Below are 15604 nucleotides of genomic sequence, written 5' to 3' on the forward strand. Positions count from 1 at the left end.
GTCTGACTGACATCATTTTCCCTTATTGTTGAACGGCAGAGAATCATGAGTGACAGCCAGACGCTGGTGGTAAAACTCGGTACCAGTGTGTTAACAGGCGGATCGCGCCGCCTGAATCGTGCCCATATCGTTGAGCTTGTACGTCAGTGCGCTCAGTTGCATGCCGCAGGGCATCGTATTGTAATTGTGACATCCGGGGCGATTGCCGCCGGGCGTGAACACCTGGGTTACCCCGAACTCCCCGCGACGATCGCTTCCAAACAGCTGCTGGCCGCCGTGGGACAAAGCCGACTCATACAGCTCTGGGAACAACTGTTCTCCATCTACGGCATTCACGTCGGGCAGATGCTGCTGACGCGTGCGGATATGGAAGACAGAGAACGTTTCCTGAATGCCCGCGATACGCTGCGCGCGCTGCTGGATAACCATATCGTTCCGGTCATTAACGAAAACGACGCTGTTGCCACCGCTGAAATCAAAGTGGGCGACAACGATAACCTCTCTGCGCTGGCGGCGATCCTGGCAGGGGCCGATAAGCTGCTGCTTCTGACCGATCAGCAGGGGCTGTTTACCGCTGATCCGCGCTCTAATCCACAGGCTGAACTGATCAAAGACGTTCACGGCATTGACGATGCGCTGCGCGCCATCGCGGGTGACAGCGTTTCTGGTCTGGGAACAGGCGGCATGGGCACCAAGCTACAGGCCGCGGACGTGGCGTGCCGGGCCGGTATCGACACCATCATCGCCGCAGGCAGCCGTCCGGGCGTAATCGGTGATGTGATGGAAGGCATCTCTGTGGGCACTCGCTTCCACGCCCAGGCGTCCCCGCTGGAAAACCGAAAACGCTGGATCTTTGGTGCGCCCCCGGCTGGCGAATTGATCGTGGATGAAGGCGCGACCGCCGCTATTCTGGAAAGAGGAAGCTCGTTACTTCCAAAAGGAATTAAAAGCGTGACAGGCAACTTCTCGCGTGGTGAAGTGATCCGAATCCGTAACCTTGAAGGTCGCGACATCGCTCATGGCGTAAGCCGTTATAACAGCGACGCGCTGCGTCGGATTGCTGGCCACCATTCCCAGCAGATCGACGCTATCCTGGGCTATGAATATGGCCCGGTTGCCGTGCATCGCGACGACATGATTATTCGTTAAGGAGCAAGAACATGCTGGAACAAATGGGCGCAGCCGCGAAAGCCGCCTCGTATAAACTGGCGCTCCTTTCCAGCCGCGAGAAAAACCGCGTGCTGGAAAAAATCGCTGATTATCTGGAATCTCAGTCGCAGGAAATTTTGCTCGCCAACGAGCAGGATCTGCTGGAAGCGCGTCGCAACGGCTTGAGCGAAGCGATGCTCGACCGTCTGGCGCTGACCCCGGCGCGTTTGAAAGGTATTGCCGACGACGTCCGTCAGGTGTGCAACCTCGCCGACCCGGTAGGGCAGGTGATTGACGGTGGGGTGCTCGACAGCGGGTTACGCCTTGAACGTCGTCGCGTGCCGCTTGGCGTCATTGGGGTGATTTACGAAGCGCGTCCAAACGTGACGGTGGATGTCGCCTCCCTGTGCCTGAAGACCGGTAACGCCGCGATCCTGCGTGGCGGGAAAGAGACCTGGCGCACCAACGCCGCGACGGTAAACGTCATTCAGCAGGCGCTGGAGGAGTGTGGTTTACCGGCGGGTGCCGTGCAGGCGATTGAAAGCCCCGACCGTGCTCTGGTTAACGATATGCTGCGCATGGACAAATACATCGACATGCTCATCCCACGCGGCGGTGCGGGCCTGCACAAGCTGTGCCGCGAGCAATCTACCATTCCGGTGATCACCGGTGGTATTGGCGTATGCCATATCGTGGTGGATGACACCGCGGAGGTAGAACCTGCGCTGAAGATTATCGTCAACGCTAAAACACAGCGTCCAAGCACCTGTAATACGGTGGAAACGCTGCTGGTGCATCAGGGCATCGCCAGTACCTTCCTGCCAGCGCTGAGCAAGCAGATGGCGGAAAGTGGCGTCACGCTGCATGCGGACGAGAAGGCTTTCGCCCTGCTGAAAGACGGTCCGGCGAAGGTCGTTCCGGTTAACGCGGAGCAGTACGACGATGAGTATTTGTCGCTGGATCTGAACGTGAAGGTAGTTGCGGATCTCGATGACGCTATTGCGCACATTCGTGAACACGGAACCCAGCATTCTGACGCGATCCTGACGCGCACCCTGCGCAATGCCGATCGGTTTGTGAATGAAGTGGATTCGTCTGCAGTTTACGTCAATGCCTCGACGCGCTTTACCGATGGCGGCCAGTTTGGTCTGGGCGCGGAGGTGGCGGTGAGCACACAGAAGCTGCACGCCCGCGGTCCGATGGGGCTGGAAGCGCTGACCACCTACAAGTGGATCGGCTTTGGTGATGATACCATTCGTGCGTAAATAATCGCGGGTGATGCAAAAATAGCCGTTTGATTCAAAAGGGCATTGACGCATCACCCGGTTAGATCTACTCTTTTGCCCCGTGGTTACGCTCGTAACCGGCCTTTCAGGGCCGATATAGCTCAGTTGGTAGAGCAGCGCATTCGTAATGCGAAGGTCGTAGGTTCGACTCCTATTATCGGCACCATCTAAGAAAATCAATCACTTATCGTCAAAAACCTAAAGGATTGTATCTTTCATTATCATCCTTGATAACACTTGGTAAACGCCTTTGCGTTGTATCGGCTCAAGGATTGTACAACGTACTGGCGGGTAGTTACCAGGCTCAAGCCCGAACAGCATTAGAAATTTTGCCATCCCTTGAAGCTGAAAGAGTTGCCGGACTCTCTAAACACATCACTTGAACCATTAGCGATACGTTCCGCGCTTCGTGCGGCGCTCAATGATGCTACACCTTGTGAAAGGTCACAGAGAATAAACAGGCGTAATGTTGGGAAGACTAACCGGATCGGGAAAGAATCCGGCTCTGCCACGGTTTCGATCACCGGAGTATAACGATCACCTGATAAGAGAACGTGCTAAGGCTTTATCCTCCCTGCGAAGGGATTACACCCTGCGGTAGCGCTATGCGCCGCCTTTTCTTATGTGCCCAACACGGCACGTAATGATCATCTATTATCTGCACCATTGTAACTTTCGTTGTACTGTCTCTCTGCTGTACGTTGAACGCTGGCAGATTCAGCGGAGGGGATACCATGTCAAAAGCCACGAATACAGCAGCCACTAAGCGCAACAACCGTAAGATTCACGCCCGTAAATTCCTGGCAACACCAGAGGGGAAAGCCTGGCTTGCTAAGAAGCAGGAAGAGCGAGAGGAAATCAAGTTGGCGCGAGCGGCTAACAACATGTTTTAAACTACCGAACACGCCGCTAATTGGCTTCTATTGTCCAAAATCTGTTAGTTGCGCATTTCCTGCTCTCTGGATACCCTGATATAAATCATACAAGGAGGACAGTTTATGAGCGCACAGGCAGAGGAAGGAACATTACGCCGGATGACCTTAGGCGAGATTGCAATGGCTCGCAGAGTGTTCGGTGATTCGATAGTGTATAGCCGTGTCTGGATTCATTGCGACAGCTATTTACCGTTCGGCCTCCAGAAACAGAACTACGCGATGACTCCCAACGGGGAGTTGTGGTACAGAAAACAGATGTACAGGGAAGACTTTTCCGCAAACTCAGTTTTCGTTGAAGATAAATATGTTTTCATCCATGAATTGGGGCATGTGTGGCAACACCAGCACGGGCAATGGGTGAGAATGCGGGGTGCGTTTAGCTGGGCTGCTGAATATACCTACAGGCTGGATAAAGAAAAGCTCACTGATTACTCTCTTGAGCAGCAAGCCTCTATTTTAGCTGATTACTGGTTACTGCTGGTTTATGGGATCAGTAAGTGGTCTTACTATCAGAGACCAGGGCGCATGGGGATGTACAGGGGCGTAGACAAATTGCAGGATGTCCCTTCGCTTTACCAGAAAATCGTAACAGGGAAGGGGCGTTAAACATGAAAAACAAAATGTTGCTGGGTGTTGTATTCCTCTTAACGGGATGCCCTGGGCCTGGTGATCGAATGGTAGATCGTGAATCTACAACGGCATTTATCAAAGATAATCAAGTTTGTGTGGTGTCACCACTGGAGCCACAGGAACGGATCACTGCTATCCAAATCAACAGTGATAATAGCGACTCTCTTCACAATATTTTTGATGACAAGCCTGTTTATGTACCGAAGGGTGAGTGTCTTCCTGTATTCGGATTTAAGTTTACACCTGGAGAGCGGTATAACTTCGCGTATGACGTCCAATCTGCTAAATCAGGGGCGTATTTAGTCACTGCTGAATTTTCTTATCCCAAAGAATAAGGGGGCATTCTGCCCCCAAATCTTATTTCTTCAAGTCACCAGTACATTGATATTCCATTGTGACCATTGTTTCCATACATCCGCTTGAGGATGGTTGAGAACAAACAGAAGTTGAACCACCGAAAGGCTCAGCACCAGAATAGCCCCATGCAGCGCAACGCTGTGTGAAGTGGTTTACTGAATTTGGCCACCTGAACAGAGGTGATATGCTCATCTCAGAACAATACAGGTGTCCCAATGAAAAAAGAAATTTCAGCGCAGAGTTTAAACGCGAATCCGCTCAACTGGTCCTTGATCAGAACTACACCGTTGCAGCTGCGGCCAGTGCTATGGACGTGGGGCTTTCTACCATGACGCGATGGGTAAAGCAGTTACGGGATGAACGACAGGGTAAAATACCTAAAGCCTCCCCTATAACCCCGGAACAGATTGAAATACGTGAGCTAAAGAAAAAGCTACAACGCATTGAAATGGAAAACGACATATTAAAAAAGGCTACCGCGCTTTTGATGTCAGACTCCCTGAACAGTTCTCGTTAATCGAAAAACTCAGAGCGCAGTATCCTGTGGTCACACTCTGCCAGGTGTTCGGGGTTCATCGCAGCAGCTACAAATACTGGGTGAAAAGCCCCGAAAAGCCAGACGGCAAGCGGGCTGTATTACGTAGCCAGGTTCTGGAGCTGCATAACATTAGCCATGGCTCTGCTGGCGCGAGGAGTATCGCCATTATGGCAACCCTGAGAGGTTTCAGAATGGGACGCTGGCTTGCCGGCAGACTCATGAAAGAACTGGGACTGGTTAGTTGTCAGCAACCCACCCACCGGTATAAACGTGGTGGCCATGAACACATTGCTATCCCAAACCACCTTGAGCGACAGTTCGCAGTGACAGAGCCTAATCAGGTGTGGTGCGGCGATGTGACGTATATCTGGACAGGCAGGCGCTGGGCTTACCTCGCCATTGTTCTCGATTTGTTCGCCAGGAAACCGGTAGGCTGGGCAATGTCATTCTCACCGGACAGCAAGCTAACCATCAAAGCGCTGGAAATGGCGTGGGAAACCCGAGGTAAACCAGCGGGAGTGATGTTCCCCAGTGACCAGGGTAGCCACTACACAAGCAGGCAGATCCGGCAGTTATTGTGGCGTTACCGGATCAGGCAAAGTATGAGCCGACGCGGAAACTGCTGGGATAACAGCCCGATGGAACGCTTCTTCAGAAGTCTGAAAAACGAGTGGGTGCCAGTGACAGGCTATATAAACTTTAGCGAAGCAGCTCATGCGATCACAGACTATATCGTCGGGTATTACAGGTCGGTAAGGCCGCATGACTATAACGGTGGGTTACCCCCAAACGAATCGGAAAACCGATACTGGAAAAACTCTAAAGCCGTGGCCAGTTTTGGTTGACCACTTCAAACAACTCAACCCATCTATGCTGCACTTTCTGGCTGAATGCTTAACCCTGTCTGTTGAACTGCGGCATAACCCTAAAGGCTATACCGCCAGCGTTATGTTATCGCGCCATTAACGCAAACACTCCCCAGCCAAAGTACTCCCGCGTGTACGTCACATGACGTTCAGGCGCTATCGTCAGCTCCGCCCGAACCTCCTGCGCGAAGTCATCGTCTGGGTTTTCCTCCAGCCAGCGCCGCATGGTCATCCATTTTGCGGCTTCGTACCTGTCCCAGCCTTCCTGGTCAGCCAGCACCATTTCAACCAGGTCATAGCCCTGTTGATCGAAAGACGCAACCAGACCGGGCAGAGTGAGAAAGTCTGTAATCGACGAGACGCCGCAGGCCTGGGCTGTCTCCTCCGTCGCGGGTACCTGACGCCAGTACGGTTCGCCGATGAGCATTATTCCCCCGGGCTTGAGGCTTTTTGCCAGCAGATCCATTGTCCCGGCTACGCCCCCCGCAATCCAGGTTGCGCCAACGCAGGCCGCCACGTCACATTTTTCATTCGCGACGTAGCCGGCCGCGTCGTTATGAATGAAATGGACGCGTTCGCTGACGCCAAGTTCCTCTGCGCGCAGTGTGGCCTGCGCGGTGAAGAGCGGGCTCATGTCGATGCCGGTACCGGTAATACCGTAATCACGTGCCCAGGTACAAAGCATCTCTCCCGAGCCGCTGCCGAGATCGAGAATGCGTGTGCCTGGCTTCATGCGTAACACGCGGCCCAGCGTCGCGTACTTCTCTGGCGTAAAGGGGTTATGAATGCGGTGTTCGCTTTCGCTAACAGTAAAAATACGTGGGATATCCATCATCCTCTCCTTAACGATTATCAGGCTGAGCGCGAACGTTGTTCAGCCCGGTGGTGTTAATGCGGTAGGGCTGACCGTTAACGGATTTGATCAGCTTTTTGGTTTTGAGCTTTTTGAAAACGGCGAGCGTGCAGTCAGCCAGCAGTATTCCTTCGCGGCTATAGCATTCAACGGCGGTGACGCGGCCGGAGGTATCGCGGACGTGCACAATACGGCCACCTTTGGCGAGAACGTGTAAGGTACGTTGTTCCTGACGGGATAAATTCATACTGGAAAACCTGTTTAATCATCATGGGCAAAACGTGCAAACACACAGCGGTGTCCGCATACGGTTTCAGCGCATTGATAATCAGTCCGGCCTGGAATGGTCGGGAAGCTGATTATCGGATGATTACATTCTCCAGCATCAAAGCCTCGGATTGAGTTGATAGATATTTACGGGGTGAATGATAACACCTGTTTATTGTCAGTGAATACCCAAGGGTGAAAAATGTGATCCCGGTTGGTATCGGGCTGAGGAGAGGGACTCATTCCTGGCCGCTCTTGATTTTACTGTCGACCTGAGGCTGTGGTTTGCTGAAAAGATATCCCTGCACAAGCTCGCAACCCAGAGCCTGAAGCCGCTCAAGCTGCTCTTCGGTCTCAACGCCCTCAGCTATGACGCCCATATTAAGGCTTTTAGCCATACCGGTAATCAGCTTCACAATATTAAGCGCATCTTCCTGCGTAGATATCGGATTGACAAAAGATTTATCGATCTTGATTTTATCAAAATTCAGTTCGCTGAGTCTGGAGAGCGACGAATAGCCCGTGCCAAAATCATCAATGGAGATTCTTACGCCCAGTGCGCGGAGTTTTTTCAGAATCGCAATGGGGTTATTTCTGTCACTGAAGAGGGATGACTCCGTGACCTCTAACTCAAGACGGTTAGCCGGGAGCCCGGTTTCAGCCAGAACGGACTGCACCGTATTAATAAATGATTTGCTGCCCAATTGAACAGGCGAGACGTTGACGGAGATCCTGGCCGGAACAGTCCAGGAGACCGCTTCCCTACAGGCCAGTTTAAGTACGGTTTTACCTATCTCGTTGATCATGCCTGTTTTTTCAGCGGCGAAAATAAAGCTATCTGGGGAGAGCACTCCCTTTACAGGATGCATCCAGCGAATCAGCGCTTCATAGCCGTAAATTTCCTTGCTGACGGAATTCACAATAGGCTGGTAATAAACAACAAATTCATCATTCTCTATTGCTCTTGCCATATCATTTTCAAGGGTTCTGCTTTCCTGCAACTTCTGTAGCATTCGCTGGCGGAATACTTTGATTTGCTGAGAACCTTCTTTCTTGGCTTCATAGAGCGCCAGATCGGCAAATTTATAAAGGTAATCTGAACGTCGTTCGTTATCCGATAAAACAATACCTACACAGGTGGCTATTTTTATGAGTTGATTATTGATTGTATAGGGCTTGCTGATGCTATCACTGATTTCTCGCGCGCGTGAGACGGCTGCGGTTTCGGTTAAGCCACTGGAGAGAAACGCAAATTCGTCGCCGCCCAAACGATAAAATGTCTCTGAAAAGCGGCCCAAAGCATTAAGGCGCGTGGATACCTCACGTAACAGTAAATCCCCGGTATCATGACCGTAGGTATCATTCACCTCTTTGAACCGGTCTAAATCGAATAACATCACCGTGACCGAAATATGTTTTTTCTCAGCCTGTAGATTAAGTTTATTGAGATCATCCCAAAAGAAAAGACGGTTTTTCATGCCGGTAAGGGAGTCATGATAAACATCGTATTCCAGTTTTGTATTCTGGATTTGCAGGGTTTCTTTGGATAGCTGAAGTTCTTCAGCCAGCGTTTTCACCTGCATATGGGCTTTCAGGATATTTTTATTTTGATAGATAATCAAAAAGCCCAGTATGAAGCTTAAAATAACCAGCAACAGCGAAAGTGCCGAGTAAATATAATACAGAACCTGTATTTTAAGGTTGGTTTCATTGATTGTATTAACATCTTTTGTTAAAGCCGTGGATGAAAGCTGGCTTAGCGGGGCATCCAGTGAATGCATATTGTTCAGATAGAGCTTTAACTCTGAACGGCTCATTTTCTCAAGATGACCATCCAGATAGTTCAGTATATTTTCCAGGCGTAAGGCGAGCGCCTGATGCGCTTTTTCGCTGTTTATATAACGACCCAGGCCGCCCTCTTTCAATAAATCATTCTGGCTCAGCATGATTTCCAGGCGCATGCGAACCTGGTCTACCGTAACGTCATCAGTCTCGGTTGCGTACAGTCCAATCCATGATTCAAATCGGTAATATTCAGATACCAGTTGGGCTACAGACCAGGACTCAGTGTAGTGAGTCAATTTTTGCAACTCTTGCTGACGATCGTAAACAAGAAATGCTATATATCCCGTAGTGATAAAAAGAGAAAAAATGATACCAACCAGTATCCTGTTCATTATGTTCTCCTGAACTACTATTCAATCTTCATTTTGCTGACCTGCCATGCCGATCGCGAGTAATAAATCTGATTATTGAGTTCAGGAAGACTGTCATAAGGGTAGACGATGAATGACGGACCTTTATCGCGGATGCGCATATATTCGCCATTGACCTTTAAAGCCAGGATGGCGTTGTATTTCTGGAAGTCGCTGAGAGGGATGACGGTAGTGTAATCATTGAGTGCAATCACATTCAGGACAGAACCCTTTGCACCCACATACTCCATGAGTTTGCGCATCGGGATACCCTCAAACTTCGTGCGGCCATTATACCAGGGAGAGGTCGTCTGGAAACTCACCATGCCCAGTTTTTCAAGGCTGGCAATATCAAAAACGGCATTTCCATTTTCGTTCGTATTTTCTATATTACCGTTAATGGTTAAGATGGGTTTGCCCACAGGCTTTGGCAGTTCGCCAGCCCAGCTTAAACTTTGTACCAAAAAGCAGCACAGCATTAGGATTATTCGCATATTGGCCTCCTCTTTTTAACAGAAGTATAAGAATTATAAGTTATTTATCCTATAAGTTTGTCTATTTTGTTGAACGCCACGCCTTTTTGCAAACGCTACTTGATTAAAATCATAAAAATCAAAATGATAGCTGTATTTTGCCCCGTGATTGCAGACCGCTGGCTGAAGCTTACGTTTTTTAAAACATAAAAACTTAGTGTAATAAACCACCCGAGTTTAAAAAATGATCGCTTTGATTTATTGATATATTTACGCACCCCCATTTTTTATCAATGGTGGCATCGTTAAGATGAATTTATTTGTACAAAGAATGATAACGCACCCTCAATGTGAGGGAATAAGAGAGTGCGCGTACCTCTGACGTCGTTGGCACTGAGTTTCGCTTAACCCGCCTCCAGCATACTGAAACTGACGATCCGCGAGCGCCCCAGCTCTTTCGCCCGGTAAAGCGCAACGTCTGCCGCGCGCAGCAGGTCGTCGCTTTGGGCGTGCTGCGGGTAACTGGCGATCCCGATCGACACATCTACCGGGCCAATCTCAGCAAGCCCATAACGTAGCGACAGCGTATGGACGCCGTTATAAATCTCCGTTGCGCAGGCGTGAGCCGCTTCCTCATCCGCACCCGTAAGTAGCACCAGAAACTCTTCGCCACCAAAGCGGAAGGCCAGGCCGGCATCGTGCACGGCACGCTGAACAATTGTCGCCACGCTCTTAATCACATGATCGCCAGCCTCATGGCCGAAGCGATCGTTAATGCTTTTGAAGTGATCGATGTCGATCATCATGCAGCTCACCGGTTCATCATTGCGCATCGCCTGAGCTATCTGAGTGCGCAGGGTATCTTCAAGGTGGTGGCGGTTACGCAAGCCGGTGAGCGGGTCGAATAGCGCTTTTTCCAGCAGGGCATCGCGCAGACGCTGGTTGGCCAGCGCCAGACCCAGGGCTTCCGCCATTAATTCGAGATAGGCGCGGGACGGTGCCGTTTCAGGCGTGATGTTCTGAAACGACAGCAAACCAATGGCTTCCCCCTGCGCAATGAGCGGCACGCAGAGTGAACTGTCTTTTTGTGATTCAGGCAGATGCTGGCAACCGATATCCGGCTCGCCGTTGACCGGTGGGTGGCTCTGACCACGGCGTATGGCCCAGCATTGATCGGGGTGGAAAGCATTTTTTTCTCCCTGGGGAGATAACCATTCCGCCGCACAGCGCATCTCCCACGGGTTTCGATCCAGAATATACAGACGCCCGGCGACACCCGGCGCAATGTTGGGAGCAAACAGCTCTGCCACCTCAATCACGTCGCTAACGTTCTCGCAGCCCTGCAAGCGCTGGGTCATTCGCGCGAGCAGCTCGCGGATGGCCCAGTCTGCGTCGCGTTCTTTTTCAAGCCGCTGCCTTGCCAGCCCGTTCTCGCGGAAAATGCGAATGGCCTGCGCCATATCGCCTATCTCATCGACCTGGTTGAAATTTGGCGTTTCGACGGCGTAATCCTGTGAGGCCAGCCGGTGAACCACATCACTGAGGCGCACCACCGGGCGCAGCACGCGGTGCTTGAGAATAAAACCCATCACGAATAAGAAGAGCAGGGCGGTCAGGCCGACCATCATTTCAGAGGCGGTACGCAGGGTTTTTGACGTGTTGGTCGCTGCCTGGACATCGGCGATAATGCGCTTATCCAGAAGCACACGAAAATGGTCAATCTTGCTTTGGGCGCGTTCCATTTCAAGTTCGTAGATTTTGCCGAAGAGTAACGCAATGGCCTGTTGTTCCTCACCCCTGGCGACGCTGGCAATTGCTGCCTGCTGTTCATCCTGTAGGTCATCGACAATCTTCAGCCCTTCGTACAGCAGCGCCAGCTCTTCGCCCGTTGCGCCCGTATCTTTTAACTGGCCCAGCTTGCGCTCGATATTCTTCAGTTCGCCTTCTTTCGCCTGGTACGTTTTCAGCACATCGGGCTCTTTTTTGATGGCGTAAAGGCGCGCTAAGTCGGAGAGCATCCAGGTTTCTGCTTCAATCTCTTCCGTAAGCTGGTCAAAAATTTGTCGTTGCTTAACAGCCTGACGTTCTACGTTGTCGGCATGGGAAGCCATCAGCATGACGATACCGGAAGCAATGGTCAGGCACACCGTGACACCATAGGCCCAGTTTGTGATCGTGGCGATTCGCACCTGTTGGATCCTTCTACGACAAATGTGGAAGAGCGTTCATTAAAGATTATAGAAAACCCCTGATTTATCGCGAAAAAAAAGGCGGCACCGGGCCGCCTGTCAAAACGCGTTTAGTTAGAGATCCGGAGGATTTTTTCCTTCTTCGATAAAATCTGCGTCCAGCTCCTCGGCGTTGCCTGCGTGGTCGCGGCCGGAGAAGAGGTTCCAGCAGGCGATAAACAGGGCGGCAATCAGCGGCCCAATCACAAAGCCGTTAATGCCGTACAGCTCCATACCGCCGAGCGTGGTGATCAGTATCAGGTAGTCCGGCATTTTGGTGTCTTTGCCCACCAGCAGCGGACGTAAAAGGTTGTCCACCAGCCCGACGATAATGACAAAGAAGCCCACAATGAACAGACCCTGCCACAGCTGGTGAGTGGCAAACAGGAAGATGGCGGCGGGAACCCAGACGATAGCCGAGCCGACGGCGGGCACCAGGGAGAGGAACGCCATCAGCGCTCCCCACAGTACGCTACCGTCAATACCGACGATGGCAAAGGCGATACCGCCAAGCGTACCTTGAACCACCGCCACGACCGCCGTACCTTTTACCGTAGCTCGCGAGACGCCGACAAACTTCGCGAACAGGTGCTGTTTGACGAAGTCAGACAGCGGCAGCGAGTCGAGGATCTGGCGCACCAGATAGGGCCCGTCTTTGAGCAGGAAAAACAGCAGGTACAGCATAATGCCGAAGCTAATAGCAAAGCCGAACGTCCCTTTACCAATCAGGAACGCGCTACCCGCCAGATACTGTCCGCCCTGTAACGCGACATCGGAAAGCTTTTTCTGGATCTGCGCGGCGTTGGTCAGGTTGTGATCCGCCAGGAAGCCGCTGGCCCAGTCCGGCAGGCGGTTGAAGATACCGGCGATGACTTCCGGGAACTGCGTGTTGTTCTGTTGCAGCTTGGTGTAAACCATGTTCAGTTCCACCGCGAGCGAGGAAAGGATCACCATCAACGGAATAAACACGATCAGGCAGATAATGCCGAGTGTGAGGAGGGAAGCCAGCCCGTTGCGATCGCCCAGCGCGGTACGCAGCTTGTTTTTCACCGGGTTGAAAATGATGGTCAGGATCGCGGCCCACAGAATCGCCGAGAAATAGGGTGACAGCACGTCAAAGAAAGCCCAGGTTACAAGGGCCAGGATGAGAATAAAGAAACCTTTGGTCAGTCCGTTAAATCGCATAGTGAGTCCTGGTGAAGAAGAAACTGTGTCGACTATAGAACTGATTTAAGGATTTACCAGTAATTGCGCCGAAGTCGTGCCGGGTGGCTTTTTGTTAACAATCGCGGTATAACACCCTTCTTTGGATGTTTAGATGTCCATACGTTTAGAAGGTAATATGCAAACAGAACAACAAAACGGGCAGCTTAAGCGCACCATGAAAACCCGCCACCTGATTATGCTCTCGCTGGGTGGCGTTATCGGCACAGGGTTATTCTTCAATACCGGATACATCATTTCGACAACTGGCGCGGCGGGCACGCTGCTGGCGTATCTTATCGGTGCGCTGGTGGTCTGGCTGGTTATGCAATGCCTGGGGGAACTTTCCGTGGCGATGCCGGAAACCGGGGCGTTCCACGTCTACGCCGCTCGTTATCTCGGCCCGGCGACAGGGTATACCGTGGCGTGGCTGTACTGGTTGACCTGGACGGTGGCGCTCGGATCGAGCTTTACCGCAGCCGGGTTCTGTATGCAGTACTGGTTCCCGCAGGTTCCCGTCTGGACGTGGTGCGTCGTCTTTTGCGTGGTGATTTTTGCTCTTAACGTGATTTCCACGCGTTTCTTCGCCGAAGGGGAATTCTGGTTCTCGCTGGTGAAAGTCATCACCATCATCGCCTTCATTATTCTCGGCGGAGCGGCGATCTTCGGTTTTATCCCGATGCAGGATGGTTCACCGGCGCCGGGCTTGAGCAACATTACTGCCGAAGGCTGGTTCCCGCACGGCGGTCTGCCGATCCTGATGACCATGGTGGCGGTCAACTTTGCCTTCTCAGGTACAGAGCTTATCGGCATCGCGGCAGGGGAAACGGAAAACCCACACAAGGTTATTCCGGTTGCTATTCGCACCACCATCGCCCGGCTCATCATCTTCTTTATTGGCACCGTGTTTGTGCTGGCGGCGCTGATCCCCATGCAGCAGGCTGGCGTGGAGAAAAGTCCGTTTGTGCTGGTGTTTGAAAAGGTCGGCATTCCGTATGCGGCGGATATCTTTAACTTCGTGATCCTGACGGCGATCCTCTCGGCGGCGAACTCGGGCCTGTACGCCTCTGGCCGTATGCTGTGGTCTCTGTCTAACGAGAAAACGCTGCCGCGCTGCTTTGCCCGCGTCAACAAAAACGGCGTGCCGCTGACGGCGCTCTCCGTTTCCATGCTGGGCGGCGTGCTGGCGCTGTTCTCCAGCGTGGTCGCGCCGGATACGGTGTTTGTGGCGCTGTCAGCCATTTCCGGTTTTGCGGTGGTGGCAGTGTGGATCAGCATCTGCGCGTCGCACTTTGTGTTTCGTCGCCGTCACGTGCAGTCCGGGCAACCGCTTTCGGCGTTGCAGTATCGCGCGCCATGGTATCCGCTGGTGCCCGTGCTTGGCTTTATCCTCTGCCTGGTGGCCTGCGTCGGCCTGTGGTTTGACCCCAGCCAGCGTATTGCCCTTTATTGCGGGCTTCCGTTTGTCGCCCTGTGTTATGGTGCGTACTATCTGACCCGAAACCTGACCACGCAGGAGCCTGAACATGTCGCAGAATAATCCGCTTACCGCCCTCCTTGAAAACCAGCCGTTTGTCGTGCTGGATGGGGCAATGGCAACGGAGCTGGAAGCGCGCGGTTGTAACCTTGCCGACAGCCTCTGGTCGGCTAAAGTGCTGATGGAAAACCCGGAGCTGATCCGTGACGTACACCTCGACTACTACCGCGCGGGGGCACAGGTGGCGATCACCGCCAGCTATCAGGCGACACCCGCGGGCTTTGCCGCTCGCGGGCTGGACGAGTCGCAATCCCGGGCGTTGATTGGCAAAAGCGTAGAGCTGGCACGCAAAGCGCGGGAAGCGTACCTGGCTGAGAACGCAAATGCAGGCACGCTGCTGGTGGCGGGATCTGTGGGCCCTTACGGCGCGTATCTGGCCGATGGTTCCGAGTATCGCGGCGATTACGTGCGTAGCGCTGAAGAATTCACCGCCTTCCACCGCCCGCGTGTAGAGGCGCTATTGGATGCGGGCGCGGATTTGCTGGCCTGTGAAACGCTGCCTTCGTTCACTGAGATTAAGGCGCTGGCGGCGTTGCTGACGGCGTATCCCCGCGCCCGGGCATGGTTCTCATTTACCCTGCGTGACAGCGAGCACCTGAGTGACGGAACGCCGCTGCGGGATGTCGTTTCTGCGCTGGAAAACTACCCGCAGGTTGTCGCACTGGGGATCAACTGTATCGCGCTGGAAAACACCACCTCGGCGCTGACGCATCTGCACAGCCTGACATCGCTGCCGCTGGTGGTCTATCCGAATTCCGGCGAGCATTATGATGCGGTGAGCAAAACCTGGCATCACCACGGTGAAGCGTGCGAGACGCTGGCGGGGTATTTACCGCAGTGGCTGGCGGCTGGCGCTAAATTAATCGGGGGATGTTGCCGGACCACGCCGAAAGATATTGCTGCGCTGACGGTTCAGCGCTGAGGTCTTTGCCGGGTGGCGGCTGCGCCTTACCCGGCGAAACAACCGCACAAAATTCACTATCCTTTCCCGCTTTTTTTCTAAAAACGAATCGTCATTAGCGATTCTTTTTTATTCCTTTATCAAAATTCTCGCGCCGGAAATACTGCTCTCATAACAACAAGGGAG

At 52.6% G+C, this 15604-nt stretch carries 15 protein-coding genes and 1 tRNA gene; 9 read left to right on the plus strand and 7 right to left on the minus strand.

Translation table 11 applies throughout. The features are described from left to right. The first annotated feature begins 45 nt into the window (after positions 1-45). The 6 genes from proB (at position 46) to SK47_RS04085 (ending at position 4335) form a co-directional block, all read left to right on the plus strand. On the plus strand, positions 46-1149 hold the full coding sequence (gene proB / locus SK47_RS04065) for a glutamate 5-kinase (RefSeq protein WP_045347084.1): 1104 nt from the start codon (positions 46-48) through the stop codon (positions 1147-1149). Positions 1150-1160: 11 nt separating this feature from the next. Further along, positions 1161-2414 (plus strand): glutamate-5-semialdehyde dehydrogenase, encoded by a 1254-nt coding sequence (gene proA, locus SK47_RS04070; RefSeq protein ID WP_048243528.1) that lies wholly within the window; start codon positions 1161-1163, stop codon positions 2412-2414. Positions 2415-2525: 111 nt separating this feature from the next. Beyond that, a tRNA-Thr gene (locus SK47_RS04075) sits at positions 2526-2601 on the plus strand. A 568-nt stretch (positions 2602-3169) separates the two neighbouring features. After that, positions 3170-3328: a hypothetical protein gene (locus SK47_RS24055; protein ID WP_023315491.1), complete on the plus strand. Its 159-nt coding sequence runs from the start codon at positions 3170-3172 to the stop codon at positions 3326-3328. A gap of 105 nt (positions 3329-3433) precedes the next feature. Further along, positions 3434-3976 carry a type IV secretion protein Rhs gene (locus SK47_RS04080; protein ID WP_032608608.1) on the plus strand — a complete coding sequence of 181 codons (543 nt, stop codon included), beginning with the start codon at positions 3434-3436 and terminating at the stop codon, positions 3974-3976. 2 nt (positions 3977-3978) lie between these two features. Further along, positions 3979-4335, plus strand: coding sequence for a putative T6SS immunity periplasmic lipoprotein (locus tag SK47_RS04085; protein WP_032608610.1), 357 nt, complete (start codon positions 3979-3981; stop codon positions 4333-4335). 22 nt (positions 4336-4357) lie between these two features. Here the strand turns inward: SK47_RS04085 and yecR are convergent, their stop codons facing one another. Further along, the gene (gene yecR, locus SK47_RS22900; protein WP_071785715.1) at positions 4358-4549 is read right to left on the minus strand and encodes a YecR family lipoprotein; all 192 of its coding nucleotides are present in this window, start codon (positions 4547-4549) and stop codon (positions 4358-4360) included. Here yecR and SK47_RS04095 point away from each other — a divergent pair. Next, positions 4542-5740, plus strand: a protein-coding gene (locus tag SK47_RS04095; protein WP_120783731.1) for an IS3 family transposase whose coding sequence is annotated in 2 segments (ribosomal slippage) — positions 4542-4821 and positions 4821-5740 — 1200 coding nt in all. Because the reading frame shifts where the segments join, the coding sequence is not laid out codon by codon here. The two genes, yecR and SK47_RS04095, sit on opposite strands and share 8 nt — an antisense overlap. Positions 5741-5846: 106 nt before the next feature. Here the strand turns inward: SK47_RS04095 and SK47_RS04100 are convergent. The 6 genes from SK47_RS04100 to SK47_RS04125 all read right to left on the minus strand — a co-directional run bounded on the left by SK47_RS04100 (position 5847) and on the right by SK47_RS04125 (position 12962). Further along, positions 5847-6593, minus strand: coding sequence for an SAM-dependent methyltransferase (locus tag SK47_RS04100; RefSeq protein ID WP_045332032.1), 747 nt, complete (start codon positions 6591-6593; stop codon positions 5847-5849). Positions 6594-6603: 10 nt separating this feature from the next. Next, a complete protein-coding gene (locus tag SK47_RS04105; RefSeq protein WP_023324207.1) occupies positions 6604-6861 on the minus strand; it encodes a YjhX family toxin in 258 nt (85 codons plus the stop codon). A gap of 259 nt (positions 6862-7120) precedes the next feature. After that, a complete protein-coding gene (locus SK47_RS04110; protein ID WP_045337345.1) occupies positions 7121-9058 on the minus strand; it encodes a putative bifunctional diguanylate cyclase/phosphodiesterase in 1938 nt (645 codons plus the stop codon). A gap of 17 nt (positions 9059-9075) precedes the next feature. Next, a complete protein-coding gene (locus SK47_RS04115; protein ID WP_032608616.1) occupies positions 9076-9570 on the minus strand; it encodes a putative pterin-binding protein in 495 nt (164 codons plus the stop codon). A 383-nt stretch (positions 9571-9953) separates the two neighbouring features. Beyond that, entirely contained in the window at positions 9954-11738 is a 1785-nt protein-coding gene (locus SK47_RS04120; protein ID WP_032608617.1) for a diguanylate cyclase, read from the minus strand. Positions 11739-11852: 114 nt separating this feature from the next. Next, positions 11853-12962 (minus strand): AI-2E family transporter, encoded by a 1110-nt coding sequence (locus SK47_RS04125; protein WP_003863175.1) that lies wholly within the window; start codon positions 12960-12962, stop codon positions 11853-11855. Between the two features lie 157 nt (positions 12963-13119). Here SK47_RS04125 and mmuP point away from each other — a divergent pair, with 157 nt between their 5' ends. Further along, positions 13120-14520: an S-methylmethionine permease gene (gene mmuP / locus SK47_RS04130; protein WP_017383140.1), complete on the plus strand. Its 1401-nt coding sequence runs from the start codon at positions 13120-13122 to the stop codon at positions 14518-14520. Then, on the plus strand, positions 14507-15439 hold the full coding sequence (gene mmuM, locus SK47_RS04135) for a homocysteine S-methyltransferase (protein WP_022650442.1): 933 nt from the start codon (positions 14507-14509) through the stop codon (positions 15437-15439). Before mmuP ends, mmuM begins: the two co-directional genes overlap by 14 nt. Positions 15440-15604 lie beyond the last annotated feature (165 nt).

The sequence above is a fragment of the Enterobacter sp. BWH52 genome (assembly GCF_001037565.1).
Lineage (GTDB): Bacteria > Pseudomonadota > Gammaproteobacteria > Enterobacterales > Enterobacteriaceae > Enterobacter > Enterobacter hormaechei_C.

Bases quoted from the DNA above. Each gene is read 5' to 3' on its own strand.
- mmuP (WP_017383140.1), top strand. From the start codon at position 13,120: ATGCAAACAGAACAACAAAACGGGCAGCTTAAGCGCACCATGAAAACC.
- SK47_RS04110 (WP_045337345.1), bottom strand. From the start codon at position 9,058: ATGAACAGGATACTGGTTGGTATCATTTTTTCTCTTTTTATCACTACG.
- SK47_RS04115 (WP_032608616.1), bottom strand. From the start codon at position 9,570: ATGCGAATAATCCTAATGCTGTGCTGCTTTTTGGTACAAAGTTTAAGC.
- SK47_RS04125 (WP_003863175.1), bottom strand. From the start codon at position 12,962: ATGCGATTTAACGGACTGACCAAAGGTTTCTTTATTCTCATCCTGGCC.
- proB (WP_045347084.1), top strand. From the start codon at position 46: ATGAGTGACAGCCAGACGCTGGTGGTAAAACTCGGTACCAGTGTGTTA.
- SK47_RS04105 (WP_023324207.1), bottom strand. From the start codon at position 6,861: ATGAATTTATCCCGTCAGGAACAACGTACCTTACACGTTCTCGCCAAA.
- SK47_RS04080 (WP_032608608.1), top strand. From the start codon at position 3,434: ATGAGCGCACAGGCAGAGGAAGGAACATTACGCCGGATGACCTTAGGC.
- SK47_RS04100 (WP_045332032.1), bottom strand. From the start codon at position 6,593: ATGGATATCCCACGTATTTTTACTGTTAGCGAAAGCGAACACCGCATT.
- proA (WP_048243528.1), top strand. From the start codon at position 1,161: ATGCTGGAACAAATGGGCGCAGCCGCGAAAGCCGCCTCGTATAAACTG.
- SK47_RS24055 (WP_023315491.1), top strand. From the start codon at position 3,170: ATGTCAAAAGCCACGAATACAGCAGCCACTAAGCGCAACAACCGTAAG.
- mmuM (WP_022650442.1), top strand. From the start codon at position 14,507: ATGTCGCAGAATAATCCGCTTACCGCCCTCCTTGAAAACCAGCCGTTT.
- SK47_RS04085 (WP_032608610.1), top strand. From the start codon at position 3,979: ATGAAAAACAAAATGTTGCTGGGTGTTGTATTCCTCTTAACGGGATGC.
- yecR (WP_071785715.1), bottom strand. From the start codon at position 4,549: ATGAGCATATCACCTCTGTTCAGGTGGCCAAATTCAGTAAACCACTTC.